This is a genomic window from Amycolatopsis deserti (assembly GCF_014653945.1).
GTDB lineage: Bacteria > Actinomycetota > Actinomycetes > Mycobacteriales > Pseudonocardiaceae > Amycolatopsis_E > Amycolatopsis_E deserti.
The window spans coordinates 594,678-610,379 of record NZ_BNAU01000002.1; the positions used below are offsets into that span (position 1 = coordinate 594,678).

The following is a 15,702-nucleotide window of genomic DNA, read 5'->3' on the forward strand; positions in this document are numbered from 1 at the left end:
TCAGGCGGTGCGGGGCGCGACGATGCCGTGCTCGTAGGCGAACACCACGGCCGAAGTCCGGTCGCGCAGGCCGAGTTTGCGCAGGATCCGGGACACGTGCGTCTTGACCGTGGTCTCGCCGAGCACCAGTTCGGCGGCGATCTCGCCGTTGCTCGCGCCGCGCGCCATCAGCACCAGGACCTCGAACTCGCGGTCGGTGAGCTCGGGCGGGCGGTGCCCGGCGACCGGCGCGGGCGTGGTGAACCGGCTGATCACCCGCCGGGTCACCTCGGGGGAGAGCAGGGCGTCGCCCCGGGCGACCACGCGGACCGACTCGATGAGGTCCTCCGGGGAGGCGTTCTTGAGCAGGAACCCGCTCGCCCCGGCGCGCAACGCCTCGAACAGGTAGTCCTCCCGGTCGAACGTGGTCAGGATGACCACCTTGACGCGGGCGTCGCCGGGCCGGTCGCCCAGGATGCGGCGGGTGGCCTCCAGCCCGTCGAGGCCGGGCATCTGCACGTCCATCAGCACCACGTCGGCGCCGGTCCGGGCGACGACCTCGACGGCCTCGGCGCCGTCGCGGGCTTCGCCGACGACCTCGATGCCCGGCTCCGTCCCGAGGATGACCCGGAAGCCGGCCCGCACCAGGTCCTGGTCGTCGGCCAGCACCACCCGCAGGCTGTCCGTCACGGTCGCGTCAGCTCCTCACGGTCGGCGGTCGGGGTGGGCAGGCTCGCGCGGACCAGGAAGCCGCCGTCGCGGCGCGGGCCGGCCTCGAACTCGCCGCCGTGGACGGCGATCCGCTCCCGCATGCCGAGCAGCCCGAACCCGCTTCCGGACGTGGCGCCGCGGCCGCGGCCGTCATCGGTGACCTCGATTTCCAGGCTGGTGTCGAGGTAGCGCACGCGCACGTCGGCGGTGCGGGCGCGGGCGTGTTTGACCACATTGGTCAGTGCTTCTTGCGCGACCCGGTACGCGGTCAGCGCGACGCTGTCCGGGACCGGGCGCGGCTGTCCGTATTCGCCGTAGCGCACCTCGAGCCCGGCCGCCCGGGTGGCGGCGGCGAGCCGGGGCAGCTCCGCCAGTCCCGGGGAGGCCTGGTGGTCGTCCGCCGGGCCGGGTTCGCTCCGCGGGTCGGCGCGCAGCACGCCGAGCAGCCCGCGCAGCTCGCTGATCGCGGTGCGCGCGGTCTCCTCGACGGTGTGCAGGGCGGAGGCGGCCAGCTCGCGATCGGTGCCGAGGACGCGGCGGGCGGCGGAGGCCTGGATGCCCATGACGGACACGTGGTGGGCCACGACGTCGTGCAGGTCGCGGGCGATGCGGATGCGTTCGGCGACGATGGCCCCGCGGGCGTTTTCCTCCTGGGAGGCCCGCAGCTGGTCGGCGCGGCGGGTCAGCTCGGCCCGGCCGCGCGCCGACCGCCAGGCGAGGTCGCCGAAGAAGTAGGCCGCCAGGAAGAACATCAGGTTGAACACGACCTGGTAGAGCACGGTCGCCAGCACCGGGTCGAGCGGCCCGCGCGCGCCGGGGAACGGCGTGGGCTCGACGAGGAACCAGACCAGCCCGACGGCCAGCCAGGCGAACATCGCCACGATCACGGCGATGCGGGTCCACCGCGCCCAGCGGCGGTTCCGCGCCCAGGCGCCGGCGCTGTAGATGGCCAGGAACAACGCGACCGAGGGCATGAACCCGTCGCCGATGCGGCGCACCTGCGCGGCGATGAACACGGCCCCCACGACGGCGAGCACGACGAGCGGGAACCGGCGGCGCAGCGCGAGGGGCAGGGTGAGCGCCGCGGTCCAGAGCAGTTGTTCGGTGAGCGCGGGCGCGGAGCCGAAGGCGTAGGCGCCCATGCTGTTGACGAGCACGAGCATGCCGGCGGAGGTCAGCAGGACCAGCAGCGCGAGGAGGATGTCGTGACGCCGCTGGCGGACGCCCGGCGCGGGCCGCTGCCACTCGCTCCAGTCCGGCTCGTCCTCCGCTGTCCCCACGGGCCCAAACTACCGAGCGGGCGGTACACGGGCGACGGTGCCCTCGTCGTTGGCCGCATACAGCATGCCCTCCGGCGCCGCCGCGAAGCGGGCCATCACGCGCCACGCACCGAGCCCGGCACCACCCGCACCACGGTGCCCTCCCCGTTGGCCGCCACGTACAACGCGCCCTCCGGCGCAGCCGCAACGCCCGCGAAGCGGCCCGGCAGGCACCGCGCGTATCGCGGCCCGCATCACGGTGCTCTCGCCAGTGGCCGCCACGTACAGTGCGCCATCCCGGGGGCCGCAAAGCCTCGGCAGGCCCGGCGTCCCCGCGCCCGGATCGATGGCGCTCAGGCCCGCGGCACCACCCGCTCCACCGTGCCCTCCCCGTTGGCCCCCCCGCATACAGCACACCACCCGGCGCCGCCGCGAAGCGGGCCATCACGCGCCACGCACCGAGCGCGGCACCACCCGCACCACGGTGCCCTCCCCGTTGGCCGCCACGTACAACGCGCCGTCCGGCGCCGCCGCAACGCCCGCGAAGCGGCCCGGCAACCCCGGCATTCCGTGGGCGAACAGCTGCGCCTCCGACGGGGGCAGGACCGCCAGGTCCGCCACCTTCACCCGGGTCTCCCCCGTGCCCACATCGACCGCGGTCAGGCGGCGCGCGCCCGCCTCCACCACGAACAGCTCCTGCCCCAGCACCGCGATCCCTTGGGGCGCCTCGAGTCCCGAGGCCACCGGCACCGCGTCCGGCAGCCGCACCACCGTGCCGCGCGTCTCGTCGCTGGCGTACCACGTTCCCTCGGCCACCGCGACGTCCACCGGGCGCGCCAATCCCTCCGCGAGCACGCTCAGCTCGTCGGACTCATCGATCGCCACCACGCGCCCCGCCCCGGACTCGGCCACCACCAGCATCCCGTCCCCCACCGCGAGGCCCATCGGCTGCGCGAGCCCCGCCGCCCGCGTCCGCACCGTGCGCGCCGCCGGGTCGTAGGTGCGCACGTCGCCGTACTGCGAGGTGACGTGCAGCAGCGGCCCGTCCGCGGCGATGCCGTGGCTGAACACCAGCATCTCCCGCATCGTCCCGTCGACGCTCGTCACGCGGTAGTGGTCACCCGTGAACACGGTGCCGCCCAGATCGACCGTCACCCCGAACGGGCCCGCGAGCCCAGGCGGCACCACCTCGCGCGTCCGCCCGTCCGGGTGCACCTCGGCGATCCCGCCCGCGGCGAAGCTGGACACGAACATCCGGTTCTCCTCGTCGAACGCGGCGTTGTCCAGCCCCGCGATCCCGGTCTCCACAATGGACCGGCCAGCCGGGGAAATCCGCGTCACGATCCCGGCCGCGCCCCGCGACAGCACCAGCAGTTCCCCGCCCCGGTCGAACCGCACCGCGACCGGCTCGTGCACCCCGTCGGCCACCAGCTCCGGTGGCCCGCCGTCCGGCGACACGCGGAAGACCTCGCCGGTCGCCATGTGCGGGTAGTACAGCAACCCGTCCGGCCCGAGCTGCATCGCGTTGCCCATCTCCAGCCCGTCCGCGAGAACCACCGGCTCCCCGCCCGCGGGAAACAGCTCCAGCACCCGGCCGCCCATCCGCATCTCGTTGACGAACAACCGGTCCCCGGCGCACGCGATGCCGTTGGGCAGCTTCACCTCGTCCGACACCAGCGTGTACCGCCCGTCCGGCGCGCGCCGCCACACCCGTCCGGGCACCAGGTCGGTGATGTACATCGACCCGTCCGGTCCGAACGCGAGGTCGTCCGGCGAGCGCACCGGGCTGTCCGCGCCCACGACCACCTCGACGTCACCCGCGGCCAGATCGACGGCACTGATCAGTCCACTGAGGAACTGCGCGACGTACAGCCGGTCGTCCGGTCCGAACGCGACACCGTTGGACCCGCGCATCGGGCCCGGCGCGACGACCCGGCTACCCACCGAGAACGTCCGCCAGCCCGGGGCCGCGGCGCCACTCGCGCAGCAGCTCGTGGAACGCGACCGGTCCCTCGCCGAAGGACTGCCGTTTGCGAGGCTTGCCCTCGTTGTTGTAGTAGCCGGGCGTGCACTCGGTGAGGAACTGCTCCAGGTCCGGCGCGGTCCGCTCGATCGTGCGCAGCCACTCCTCCTCGGCCGCCACGGTGGGCTCGACGAGCACCCCGCGCTTGCGGGCCTCGGCGACCACCGCGCCGACGTGCGTGGCCTGCTCGTCCAGGATGTGCACGAAGTTGACCGAGCTGGCGTTGTGCAGCGGGCCGAGGTGGAACAGGTTCGGGAAGCCGTGGCTGTAGAAGCCGTGCAGCGTGCGCGGCCCGGTGCGCCACGTGCCCAGCAGCGACCGGCCGTCCCGCCCGAAGACCGGCAGCCGCCCGGTCAGCACGTCCGACTTGCCGACCTCGAACCCGGTGGCGAAGATGACGCAGTCCACTTCGTACTCTTCGTCACCCACGACCAGCGAGCTGCCGGTGATCCGCTCCACGCCGCCGAAGTCCGCGGTGTCCACCAGGGTCACGTTGGGGCGGTTGAACGTCTGCAGGTACTCGTCGCTGAACCCGGGCCGCTTGCACGCGTAGCGGTACCAGGGCTTGAGCTTCTCGGCCGTCACCGGGTCCTCGACGATCGCGTCCACGCGCGCACGCAGCTCGTTCATCTTGCGGAAGTCGGCGAGCTCCTCCTCCTCGGGCGTCATCGCGCGCATCGCGGAGGGGGTGAGGTTGCCCAGCAGCCCAGCGCTGCTGGTCCACGAGTCGGCCACCAGGTCCTCCTCCACCGGGTACCCGGTGATCACGCGGAGGAAGTTCTCCCGGCGGCGTGCCGCCCACCCCGGCTCCAGGGACGCGGCCCACTCGGGGTCGGTGCGGCGGTTGGCGCGCACGTCCACAGAGGACGGGGTGCGCTGGAAGACGTAGAGGTGCCCGGCGTCGCGGCCGAGGTGCGGCACGACCTGCAGCGCGGTCGCGCCGGTGCCGATCAGCGCGGCCCGCTTGCCCGCCAGCCCGGTCAGGCCGCCGTCCGCGTCACCGCCGGTGTAGCCGTAGTCCCACCGGCTGGTGTGGAACGTGTGACCGGTGAACGTCTCGATCCCGGGGATGCCGGGCAGCTTCGGCCGGTCCAGGGTGCCGTTCGACACCACCACGTACCGGGCGCGGATCCGGTCGCCGCGGTCGGTGCTGACGATCCACTCCGGATCGTCCCACCGCAGCTCGGTGACGCCGGTCTGGAAGCACGCGTCGCGGTAGAGGTCGTAGTGCCGTCCGATCGCCTGCGCGTGCCGGAGGATTTCCGCGCCCGGGGCGTAGCGCCACTCCGGCACGTAGCCCAGCTCGTCCAGCAGCGGAAGGTACACAGTGGACTCGATGTCGCAGTGGATGCCCGGATAGCGGTTCCAGTACCACGTGCCGCCGAAGTCGCCGGCCTTCTCGACGACCCGGATGCTCTCCACCCCGGCCTCCCGCAGCCGCGCACCGGCGAGCAGGCCGCCGAAACCGCCGCCGATCACCACGGCCTCGACCGTGTCGTGCAGCGGCTCGCGGGTGAACCCGGGTTCGACGTAGGGATCGTCCGCGTAGTACCCGAAGGCGCCCTCGACGCTGCGGTACTGGGCGGCGCCGTCCGGACGGAGGCGGCGGTCGCGTTCGGCGCGGTACTTGGCGCGGAGCGCGGCCGGGTCGAAATCCATGCGGAGCCCCCTCTTAAATCAACTGAGTGATTGAAGAGTAGCAGCTCCGGCGGATCACCGGCGCGCGAGGAAGTCGTCCACCAGGCGGGCGCAGAAGGATTCGTCGCTGGGCCGCCGCAGGATCAGGGCGTTGAACAGCAGCGGGCCGACGAGCCGGGCGGCCGCGAAGTCGACGTCCGGGTCACCGGGCAGGCAGTCGGCGAGCACGGCGTCGAACGGGCGGCGATAGGTGTCCACGACGTGTTCGCGCAGCGCGGCGAGCCGGGTGCGCTCCCCCTCGTCCGGCGTGCCACTCAGGCCGATCGCCGCCATCCAGACCAGCGCCGCCATCGACGGCGCCCCCTCGATCTGCGCTGCCTGCGCCAGCACTAGGCGGAGCAACCGGTCACGCGGCGCGCCATCGACGGGCGGGTCCAGCGGTGGCAGCAGCTCCTGGAAAGCCGCTGCCAGCAGCTCGGTGCTGGTCGGGAAGTGCCGGTACAGCGTGGATCGCGCGACGCCGCTGCGCGAAGTGACCGCCTCGATCGTCACCGCGCGGACGCCGCCCTCGGCCAGCAGGGCGACGGCCGCGGACAGGATCGCCGACCGCGACCGGTCCAGCCGCGGGTCACGGCGGCCCGGAACCTGCTGCGTCGTCACTCCCGGATTCTCCCAGAACTATTTTCAGAACTGCCAGTACTGCTACGATACCGACAGTTTCGTTTCGCATCGAAGCGAGGTGGCATGCGCGTCGTCGCACGGTCCGAGGTCTCGTCGTCGTCCGCCGCGCGCCGGGCCTGGACCGTGGCCGTGATGTGCTCGGCGGTCGGCCTGGTGATCGCCATGGTCACGATCGTCAACACCGCCCTGCCCGCGCTGGCCGCGGACACCGGGGTGACGCAGGCGCAGCAGACCTGGATCGTGGACGTCTACACACTGGTGCTGGCCGCCCTGGTGCTGCCGATGGGCGCGCTGGGCGACCGCCACGGCCGCCGCGGCGTGCTGATCGCCGGGCTGGTGGTGTTCGCGCTCAGCTGCGCCGCTCCCCTGCTCGCCGGGTCGCCGGCCTGGCTGATCACGGCGCGGGCGCTGACCGGGCTGGGCGCGGCGATGATCATGCCGGCCACGCTGTCGATCATCAACGCGAGCTTCCCGCCGGAGCGGCGCGGCCGCGCGATCGGCATCTGGGCGGCGGTGGCCGGTCTGGGCGGTCTCGGCGGGCTGGTCATCGCCGGATTGCTGTTGCAGCACTTCTCGTGGCATTCGGTGTTCCTCGGCCCAGCCGTGCTGTCCTTGCTGCTGGCGCTCGCCTGCGTCACGGTCCCCACGTCGCGCGAGCAGGTGCCCCACCGGTTCGACACCGTCGGCGCGGTCCTCAGCGCGTTGTCGATCGGCGCGCTGGTGTTCGGCATCCTGCGGGCGGCGGACCTGGGCTGGGCCGACGCCGAAGTGATCGTGGCGCTGGCCGCCGGGGTGGTGCTCGCCGGTGTCTTCGCGTGGTTCGAAGCACGGCACGCGGCTCCGCTGCTGGACGTGCGGTTGTTCGGCAACCGCGCGTTCGCGACCGGGTCGGTGTCGGTGACCGTGCAGTTCACCGCCGCGTTCGGCGCGCTGTACGTGCTGGCGCAGTACCTGCAGCTGGTTCAGGGTTACGGGCCGCTGGAGTCGGGACTGGTGCTGTGGCCGATCGCGGTGTCGCTGCTGCCGTTGTCGATGGCCTCGGCCGCCATCGCGCAGCGGCTCGGGCTCGGCCCGCTGACCTGCCTCGGGCTGCTCGTCGTGATCGCCGGGGTGGTGCTGCTGGGGCGGCTCGGACCGGACAGCTCCTACCCGGAACTGGCGGTCGCGGTGTGCGTGCTGGGCGGCGGGCTCGGGCTGACCGCACCGGCGGCCACGAGCGCGATCCTGGACAACGTGCCGCCGGACAAGTACGGCGTGGCCTCGGCGGTCAACGACGCGACGCGGGAAATCGGGGCGGCACTGGGGATCGCGCTCGCCGGCAGCGTGCTGTCGGCGACCTACACCCCGGCGGTGCGCCCGGCGACGGAGGCCCTGCCCGCGGCGGCGCGGGAGGCCGCGGACGGTTCGCTCGCCGGGGCGCTGGCGGTGGCCGAACGGTCCGGCCCGGCGGGCCGGCAGATCGCCGACGCCGCGCGGGCCGCGTTCTCCGACGGGATGTGGTTCAGCCTGCTGGCCCTGGCGGGCATCGTCGCGGCCGGCGTCGTCGCCGCCGCGTGCCTGCGCCCACCGAAGGGCTGATCAGCTCTCGTGCAGGATGACGCCGCGGATGTTGCGCCCGGCGTGCATGTCGGCGTAGGCCTGGTTGACCTCGTCCAAGGTGTACGTGGTGGTGATCAGCTCGTCGAGCTTGAGCGTGCCGGCCTGGTACATGCGGGCCAGCCGGGTGATCTCGTAGGTCGGCGTGCCCATGCCGAAGATGACGCCCTGGATGCGCTTCTGCATCATCGACAACGCCCACAGGTTGATCGGCAGGCCCTCGTCCTTGACGTCGCCGATGCCGGTGACCACGACGGTGCCGAACTTGCCGATCGCGTTGACCGCCTGGGCCACGTGGTCGCCGGTGGTGATGCCGACGGTGACGATGGCCGAGTGCGCGCCCTGCCCGTTGGTGACCGACCGGGCGAAGTCGGCGGCCTCGTCGATGTCGGCGAACGCCTTGGTCGCGCCGAACTCCAGGGCCTTGTCGCGCTTGAAGGCGACCGGGTCGACCGCGAGCACGTGCGCGGCCCCCCGGGCGCGGGCGCCCTGCACCGCGTTCATGCCGACGCCGCCGACGCCCATCACGATCACCGTGTCCCCGGCGGAGACCTGCGCGCCGTACTCGGCCGAGCCCCAGCCGGTGGACACGCCGCAGGACAGCAGCGCGGCGACGTGGAACGGGATCTCCGGGTCGATCCTGGTCAGGGAGAACTCGGGGACGATCGCGTGCTGGGCGAACGTGCCGACCATGGTCATCTGGGCGACGTCCGCGCCGTCTAGGTGCGCCCGGTAGGTGCCGTCGGCCATGCAGCCGCTCAGCGCGTACATGCCCAGGTCGCAGAGGTTGCCGCGGCCGGACGAGCAGGCCTCGCAGCGCCCGCAGGAGGGCACGAACTGCGCGACGACGTGGTCGCCGACGGCGAGGTTGCGCACGCCCGGTCCGACCGCCTCGACCACGCCCGCGCCCTCGTGCCCGCCGATCAGGGGCAGGTGCGGGGTCGGCATGTCGCCGGTGGTCGCGTGGTCGTCGGAGTGGCACAGCCCGGCCGCCACGAAGCGGACCCGGACCTCGTGCTCCTTCGGCTCGTCCAGGTCGATGTCCACGATCTGCCACTTGCCCGGCTGTTCGAGCAGCGCGGCCGCACGGGTTCGCATCATTGCCCACCTTCCACCAAACAACGCCGACTGGCCGAAGGTAGAACAGGTTCTAATTCGCGTCAAGGAGCCGGTCGTCGCAGAGGCGTTCGGCCGGGCGCTCCGGCGCCACCGGCCCGGCCGACGGTCCACTGTCCGGTGTAGACGCCGCGGGTCAGTGTTGACGCCGCGGGTCAGGGGCGCTGCCGCCGGCTCCCGCCGTGCCAGTCCTCCTGTAGCCCGGCCTCGCCGGGCGGCACGCCGAACGCGGGCAGTTGGGGCCGTTCCCGCAGGCTGCGCTTGAGCTCGGCGAACCCGGGGAACCGGGACAACGCCACGACGTGCTCCCACAGTTCGAGGGCCTCGCGCTCGCCGGGCAGCCTGCTGATCACCGGGCCGAACAGTGCGGTGCCCCCGGGCGGTTCGAAGTGCAGGATCGGCGTGCCGACGTCCTTGCCGGTCAGCGTCAGCGCCTCGTCCGTCTCCGCCTGGATGACGGCGTCCCACGAGGGGTCGTCGAGCGCGTCCGCGTAGTCCGCCGGCAGTCCCGTGCGGCTCAACGCCCAGGTCGCCAGGTCGTGGACGCCGTGGTGGGTGGCCGCTGCCACGCCGCCGGGCACGGGCTCACACTCGAAGGTCTCCTCCCCCAGCACCTGGTAGAAGGCCCCGATCGGTTCGCGCCCGCGCTCGTGCCGGATGCGCGCGGCGACCCGCAGCAGCCGCAGCCCCGCGGCGTGTGCCCGGCCTCGTACTCCGGCGGGAAGTGGGCGTCGTAGTCGATGTGGGCGTTGAGCAGCCGCAGGGAGATGAACCGCCAGTCCACGTCGTAGTCGCGCTGCCGCTGGACGATCCGCACCCACTTGCTCGCCATCCAGGCGAACGGGCAGACGGGATCGAAGTAGAAGCGCAGATCGGGGCCGGCCATGGCGGCCACGGTACCCGCCCGCACCGGTCGGCACGGCCGGGCGCGGAGCGGGTGGTGGGCGCACCACCGGCGCTACGAGAACGCGCCCGTCAGGGTGTCCATCTTCGTGCCCGGCGGCGGCAGCTTCGGCAGGAAGTTCTTCTCCTTCGCGAACCCGATGTACTGCTGCACCTCGGGTGTGAGGCCCTTGTACTCGGCGTCGAGCACCAGGTATTTGCGGATCGAGCGCTCGAACGGGTTGGGCGAGTTGGGGAACTTCACGTCCGGGCTGACGTCGACCTTGTACTCGACCGTGAGGTTCTGGATGTCCTTGCGGACCTTGTCGAACTGGCTCGGGTCGAACCCGGCCCGTCCCAGCTGCGCGTCCGTCGGGATCTGGCTCTTGAGCTGGTCGAGCCGGATGTTGGCGTTCTTCAGCGGACCCTCGAACGTGCCCGACATGTTCTTGTTCGCCGTGGACGTCAGCGGCGTCATGTTGCTCGAGATGCCCGGGCCACCGAGGTTGTCGTTCTGCAGGTGACCGCGGATCCACCGGTTGTCGCCGTCGGGGTTGTACCCGTTGACCTTCGACAGCTCGGTCTGCAGCTCCGGGCTGTAGTTCGAGTGCTTGGTCTTGTTGAGGTCGATGACGTCGGTGAGCTCGCCCGGCTGCGGCTTGGAGCCGCCGGGACGCGGACTGCCGTCGAGCACCTGCGGACCGGACGTGGTGCCGCCGCCCTGCGAGGTGAACCGGCCGCTGACGGGATCCTTCGTGCCCCTCGGCGGAGCCGGCGTCGACGGTCCCGCCGACGACGTGCTGCCGGAGGTGCTGCCCTTCTTCGGCTTGGTCTTCGGGTACGGCGTGAACGACGGCGCGGGGGTCTTCTGCGCACTGCACTTGCCCGCGGTGGAGCGGCCGGAGAACCGCCGGAAGTCACCGGCGTCGAACCCGCCGCCGGTGAGGCCGAGCGGGTCGGACTGCATCAGCGGATCGGCCACGTACGCCAGCGGGTTCGGCGCCGGGTTGAGGCCCAGCGGGTCGGGCGAGACGAACCGGCCGGTGGCCGGGTCGTAGTAGCGGAACACGTTGAAGTGCAGCCCGGTCTCCGCGTCGTGGTACTGCCCGGGGAACCGCAGCGGCGTCGCGTCGCCGTCACCGCCGCGGGTCAGGCCCCACAGCGTCGTGCGCAGCGGCCGGACCGTGCCGTCGCCGAGGTCGACCGCCTCGACCGGCGTGCCGACGTCGTCGGTGACCAGGACGGACACCCGGGTGGTCCGGTCCGGGCCGGTGACCGCCTGCGCCACCGGCCTGCCGTCGTCCGGGTGGTGCACCCACGTCAGCACCGACACCAGCGCACCGCGCACGGTGTGCAGGGCCTCGACGAGGGTGTTGCCGTCCCAGACGAACTCGACCCGCTCGGCGACCGTGCCGTCCGGCTCCAGGCGCTGCTTGGCGACCCGGCGGTCCATCGGGTCGTAGAGGTAGTGCCACACCGCGCCGTCCGGGGTGCGGACGCCGGTCAGGTGGTCGTGGGCGTCCCAGGTGAACGACCAGGTGAGCTCGCCGGCCGGGCCGGGCACCGTGCGCCGGACCAGCCGACCCTGCGCGTCGTGGTCGTACCGCACCACGCCGGCGGCTTCGACGAGACCACCGCGGTAGTGCCGCGGGCCGGCCTCCGCCCCGCCGCCGGGGTGGGACAGCACGACGTTGCCGAGCACGTCGTAGGCGTAGCGTTCGGTGTGGCCGGGCGTGTGCACGGCGGTGACGCGGCCGAGCCGGTCGAACTCGTAGCGGGCGCCGCCCGACGGGTCCTCCCGCGCGTCGATGCTGCCGTCGGGCCGCCGGTGGTAGCGCCACGTGCCGGCCGGGGTCTGCTGCGCGAGCAGCCTGCCGCGCGCGTCGAAATCCCTGCGCACCACAGGTGTGGCCCCCACGTTGGTCGCGACCGTGCGGCCGTTCTCGTCGCGGTGCAGGGTCAGCGTCGTACCGCCGACGGTGAGGGTGTCCACCCCGCTCTCGGAGCGTCCCCAGTGGACGTCCACTCCGGACGGTGTGCGCCGGCTGGTGGAGTACGCGTCGGCGTAGCCGAAGGTGGTGGTGCGGCCGGCGGCGGTCTGGCGCACCACCCGGCCCTCGTCGTCGCGCTCCAGTGTGATCTCCGCGCCCGGGCCCGCGACGTGCACCAGCCTGCCCACCGGGTCGTGGCGGTAGGTCTCGGTCACGCCGGCCGCGGTGCGCTCGGTCAGGTTGCCGAGCGCGTCGTAGCGGTGGTCCACGACCTCGCCCGCGGCGTTGACCAGCCGGACCAGCTGCCCCGCCGCGTCGTAGGAGCACTGCGTGGTGCGGCCGTCGAAGTCGGTCTGACTCGTCAGCCTCCCCTCGGCGTCGTAGGTGAACGTCCAGGTCTGGCCCGCCGGGTTGGTCACGGCCGTCAAGCGCAGTTCGGTGTCGTAGTGGCGGAGCGTGCGTGCGCCGGTGGCGTCCACCGTGCCCGTGACGATGGCGAACGGACCGCGCTCGGTGACGGTCACGCGGTCCAGGGCGTCGGTGTGCGACGTCTCGCCACCCTCGCCGTCGTAGGTCCACTGCCGCCGCGCGCCGTCGGCGGTCGTCACCGCCCGCAGGTCGCCCTCCACCGTCCAGGCCAGGGTGACCGGGCCGCCGGGTTCACGCAGCACGCGCGGGCGGCCGAACAGGTCCTCCTCGACCGCGGGCCCGGCCTGCGCCGGGGTCCGCCCCGCCTCGTCGTCGTCCTCTTCGGACACTCCGAGCGGGGTGGTGTACGGGTCGGGAACCGGGTCGGTGTAGCGGCGCCGGAACGTGCGGCCGCCCTCGGTGACCGCGATCTCCAGCGCGGTGGCCGTGTGCTCGACGATGACGGCGCGGCTACCGTCCGGGCGCACCACCGCGCGCAGGATCCCCGCCGCGTCGTGCTCGAACTCGGTCCGCCTGCCGAGCGGGTCGGTCCGGGCACGCAGGAGGCGGTTCGGGCCCCACTCGCTGCGGGTGACCGCGCCCAGCTTGTCGGTTTCGGCGACGAGGTTGCCCTCGGCGTCGAACTCGAAGGTCTTGCGGTGCCCCAGCGAGTCGGTGGTCGTGGTGCGGCCCGGGGCGTACTCCAGTGCGCCGTCGAGGAAACCCCGGTCGCCGACCGTGCGCACGCAGCGCCCGGCGTCGTCGTAGACGTAGCGGTACCACGAGCCGTTGTGGTCGGTCCAGCCGGTGATCCGGCCCGCGGCGTCGTGCTCGTACAGCGCCGGCCGGGGGGCGGAGTTCCACCGGCGGGCGAGGTGGCCGTGCTCGTCGTAGTCGTAGCGGGCGACCGGGACGTCCCCCGCCGGGGAGAGCGCGCGGACGGACCGGACGCGGCCGTCCGCGGTGTCGAAGGCGATCCGCGCGCCCGCCGAGTGGGTCAGCAGGACCGGCGTGCCGTCGGCGTCCCGGTCCAGGACGACGAACTCGCCGTCCTCGGTGCGCACCTCACGCAGCAGCAGCTCGTCCCGGGCGCCCGGGGCGAACACGAACCGCCGGGTGAGGCCGCGGCCGGGATCGGTGACCACGTAGTCGTCGGCGTCGGCGTGCAGCAGCCGCACCGGGCCCTGCTGGACACCGGCGGACCGGCCGGGCGCCGGGACCGGGAAGGTCAGCACCATGGCGTCGGCGGAGTGGTAGCGCACCGTGCCCGCCGCCACGGTCAGCCGTTCGTCCAGGAGGGACGTCCACGACGGACCGAACCAGCGCCCGTCCCGGTAGGACGAAACGTGGTTGCGCGTGATGAGTTCGCCCAGCGCGCCGGGGACCACCAGGTCCACCTCGGTGAGCAGGACGTCGCCGGTCGCGACGTCGATGGGGTCGAACTCGCAGTCCTTCTTGCCCGGCTCCTTCGTCGTGGCCGGGTTGCCCTTCGGGGTGCCGCCGGCCGAAGACGGCGTGGTGGAGGCGCCGAGCTTCGGCGGCGGCGCCACGGGGGCCGGGCCGGGCTCGGGCGCGGACTTGGCCGTGCCGCCCGGCGGCGGGCCGTCCAGCTTGGGCGGGGCCGAGACCGGCGGGGTGTCCGGTGTGGACGATGCCTTGGTCGTGTCGCCCGGGGTGTCGTCGAGCTTGGGCGGCGGGGCGACCTTGGCCACGTCCGGCGGCGGGGTCTTCGCCGTGCTGTTCGGGATGGTGCCGCCGCCCTTGCCCGCCATGGGGTCGACGCTCTTCGGGCCCGCGGGGAGGCTGTCCGGCTCGGCCGACGTCGGCGGCTTGTCGGTCTTGATCTTCTTCAGCTTGCCCGCGGTGTCGGTGAAGATGCCGCCGGCCTTCTTCAGCAGCTCCGAGAGCGCCTTGAGCGCGTGGGTCAGCTTCCCGGTGATGTCGGCGATCTTGGCGGCGGTCTTGGCGACCTCGCTGATCACCTGCGGCACGACCCACGCCAGCGCGATGCCGAGGGTGGCGATCACCTGCAGCGCCCACGAGATCATGTGCCCGACGACTTCGGCGATGATGTCGCGCACCAGGGTCCGCACGGCGGCGACGACGGTGCCCGCGGTCTCGATGCCGCTGGCGGTGCCTTCACCGGCTTCCTTCGCCGCGGCGAGCAGGTCGCCGACGTCCTTGGCCTGCTGCCGGTAGGTGTCGGCGGACGGGCCGGTCCAGCCGGTCAGGTCGGCGTTGACCTGGTTGGCCAGGTCGGTGCCGATCTCGCCCAGCTCGGTGGCGATGTTCTGCCACGTCTCGGAGTGGGCCTTGACCGCGTCCGGGTTGCCCGCCAGCGCGTCGAGGGCGTCCTTGAGCGGGCCGACGTGCTCGATGAGCCAGCCGACGCCGGCGGCGAGGACCGAGCCGAACGGGTCGAGCACGAACCCGAGCGCGTCGAGCCCGGCCGCGGCGGCCCCCAGCGCGCCGGAGGCCCAGTCGCCGCTTTCGATGGCCTTCTTGAGGTCCTGCGCGCCCTCCAGGAGGGAGATCCCCGAGATCGCGGTCGTCGAGCTCTGCTCCTGCGCGACCAGGGGGTTCACCACGGGTTGTTCTCCTCGTCGTCGTCCGTGCGGGCCTGCGGCCGCTCCTCGGCGGGTTCGGCGGCCGCCCGCTCGTCGTCGGTGTCGGCGTCCGGATCGGGGAACCGGCTGCGCAGGTTGTCGACCAGCAGCGAGCGCGTCTGCGGGTCCTCGTCGCCGACCTCCTCCCGCATCACCTCGGCGACCTGCGCGGCGATACCCGCCTGCGCGCGGCGCATGGTGGCCAGGATCTGCGCGGACAGCTCGTCCAGCGGCATGGTGCGGGCCCGTCCGGACAGGTCCAGATCGGTGACGCTGCCGTCGGCGCGGACCGTGACGCGCACCGAGCCGTCGGTGTTGGCCGAAGTCAGCCGGATCTCCTCGGTACGCGCCTGCGCCGCGCGGTAGCGCTCGGCCTTCTGCGCCAGCCCCTGCGCCCACGCGTTCATCCGCGCGGCCGCCTCGTCGGGGTCGCGCATGAGTTCGCCCAGTCCGTTCGCCGAAGTCACCGGACCACCGTGCCGATCCGCGGGCTCACCGGGGTGGCCTCGCGCAGCTGCCGCTCGAACGGCTCGGCGTTGGTCGCGTCCTGTTCCTCGTAGCTGGTGGCCGCGGTGCGGATGTTTCCCGCGATGATCCGCACGCCCTCGGCCGCGGCCTTGAGCGCCTCGACCGCGTCCCCCTGCGTCGTCGCGTTCACGATCGGCGGCAGGAAGGCACAGAGCAGGCCGTAGGCGGAGTCGTCCATGACGACCGTGTTGGCGGCGTCCACCGCGGTGTTCAGCCGGTCGGACAGGGCGTCGAGGTGGCTGCCGTGGGTGCGCAGCTCGTCGGGGTTGACTTCGTAGGACACG

At 73.0% G+C, this 15,702-nt stretch carries 12 protein-coding genes; 1 reads left to right on the forward strand and 11 read right to left on the reverse strand.

Translation table 11 applies throughout. From position 1 onward, the window contains the following. From IE290_RS11355 to IE290_RS11375, 5 genes are all read right to left on the reverse strand, one after another. Complete coding sequence (locus IE290_RS11355) at positions 1–669, reverse strand: response regulator (protein WP_191244502.1); 669 nt, start codon at positions 667–669, stop codon at positions 1–3. Beyond that, positions 666–1,970 (reverse strand): sensor histidine kinase, encoded by a 1,305-nt coding sequence (locus IE290_RS11360; protein ID WP_229874409.1) that lies wholly within the window; start codon positions 1,968–1,970, stop codon positions 666–668. Before IE290_RS11360 ends, IE290_RS11355 begins: the two co-directional genes overlap by 4 nt. Before the next feature lie 423 nt (positions 1,971–2,393). Next, positions 2,394–3,893 carry an NHL repeat-containing protein gene (locus tag IE290_RS11365; protein ID WP_229874410.1) on the reverse strand — a complete coding sequence of 500 codons (1,500 nt, stop codon included), beginning with the start codon at positions 3,891–3,893 and terminating at the stop codon, positions 2,394–2,396. Then, positions 3,886–5,631, reverse strand: a complete 1,746-nt coding sequence (locus tag IE290_RS11370; RefSeq protein WP_191244503.1) for a flavin-containing monooxygenase — start codon at positions 5,629–5,631, stop codon at positions 3,886–3,888. Before IE290_RS11370 ends, IE290_RS11365 begins: the two co-directional genes overlap by 8 nt. A 54-nt stretch (positions 5,632–5,685) precedes the next feature. Next, on the reverse strand, positions 5,686–6,270 hold the full coding sequence (locus IE290_RS11375) for a TetR/AcrR family transcriptional regulator (protein WP_191244504.1): 585 nt from the start codon (positions 6,268–6,270) through the stop codon (positions 5,686–5,688). Between the two features lie 84 nt (positions 6,271–6,354). Between IE290_RS11375 and IE290_RS11380 the strand changes: the two genes are divergently transcribed. Then, entirely contained in the window at positions 6,355–7,869 is a 1,515-nt protein-coding gene (locus tag IE290_RS11380; protein ID WP_191244505.1) for an MFS transporter, read from the forward strand. Here IE290_RS11380 and IE290_RS11385 read toward each other — a convergent pair whose 3' ends face one another. From IE290_RS11385 to IE290_RS11405, 6 genes are all read right to left on the reverse strand, one after another. Further along, the gene (locus tag IE290_RS11385) at positions 7,870–8,988 is read right to left on the reverse strand and encodes an NDMA-dependent alcohol dehydrogenase (RefSeq protein WP_191244506.1); all 1,119 of its coding nucleotides are present in this window, start codon (positions 8,986–8,988) and stop codon (positions 7,870–7,872) included. A 170-nt stretch (positions 8,989–9,158) separates the two neighbouring features. Then, a complete protein-coding gene (locus tag IE290_RS38525) occupies positions 9,159–9,635 on the reverse strand; it encodes a mycothiol-dependent nitroreductase Rv2466c family protein (RefSeq protein WP_444541892.1) in 477 nt (158 codons plus the stop codon). Then, positions 9,521–9,889 carry a mycothiol-dependent nitroreductase Rv2466c family protein gene (locus IE290_RS38665; RefSeq protein WP_444541891.1) on the reverse strand — a complete coding sequence of 123 codons (369 nt, stop codon included), beginning with the start codon at positions 9,887–9,889 and terminating at the stop codon, positions 9,521–9,523. Before IE290_RS38665 ends, IE290_RS38525 begins: the two co-directional genes overlap by 115 nt. Before the next feature lie 72 nt (positions 9,890–9,961). Further along, positions 9,962–14,872: an RHS repeat-associated core domain-containing protein gene (locus tag IE290_RS11395; RefSeq protein WP_229874411.1), complete on the reverse strand. Its 4,911-nt coding sequence runs from the start codon at positions 14,870–14,872 to the stop codon at positions 9,962–9,964. Continuing rightward, positions 14,866–15,357: a YbaB/EbfC family nucleoid-associated protein gene (locus IE290_RS11400; RefSeq protein ID WP_191244507.1), complete on the reverse strand. Its 492-nt coding sequence runs from the start codon at positions 15,355–15,357 to the stop codon at positions 14,866–14,868. Before IE290_RS11400 ends, IE290_RS11395 begins: the two co-directional genes overlap by 7 nt. Further along, a complete protein-coding gene (locus tag IE290_RS11405) occupies positions 15,354–15,701 on the reverse strand; it encodes a type VII secretion target (RefSeq protein WP_191244508.1) in 348 nt (115 codons plus the stop codon). Before IE290_RS11405 ends, IE290_RS11400 begins: the two co-directional genes overlap by 4 nt. Between the last annotated feature and the right edge of the window lies 1 nt (position 15,702).

Excerpts from the sequence above, each read along its gene's own strand:
- IE290_RS11370 (WP_191244503.1), bottom strand. The coding sequence starts at position 5,631 with ATGGATTTCGACCCGGCCGCGCTCCGCGCCAAGTACCGCGCCGAACGC.
- IE290_RS11380 (WP_191244505.1), top strand. The coding sequence starts at position 6,355 with ATGCGCGTCGTCGCACGGTCCGAGGTCTCGTCGTCGTCCGCCGCGCGC.
- IE290_RS11385 (WP_191244506.1), bottom strand. The coding sequence starts at position 8,988 with ATGATGCGAACCCGTGCGGCCGCGCTGCTCGAACAGCCGGGCAAGTGG.
- IE290_RS38665 (WP_444541891.1), bottom strand. The coding sequence starts at position 9,889 with ATGGCCGGCCCCGATCTGCGCTTCTACTTCGATCCCGTCTGCCCGTTC.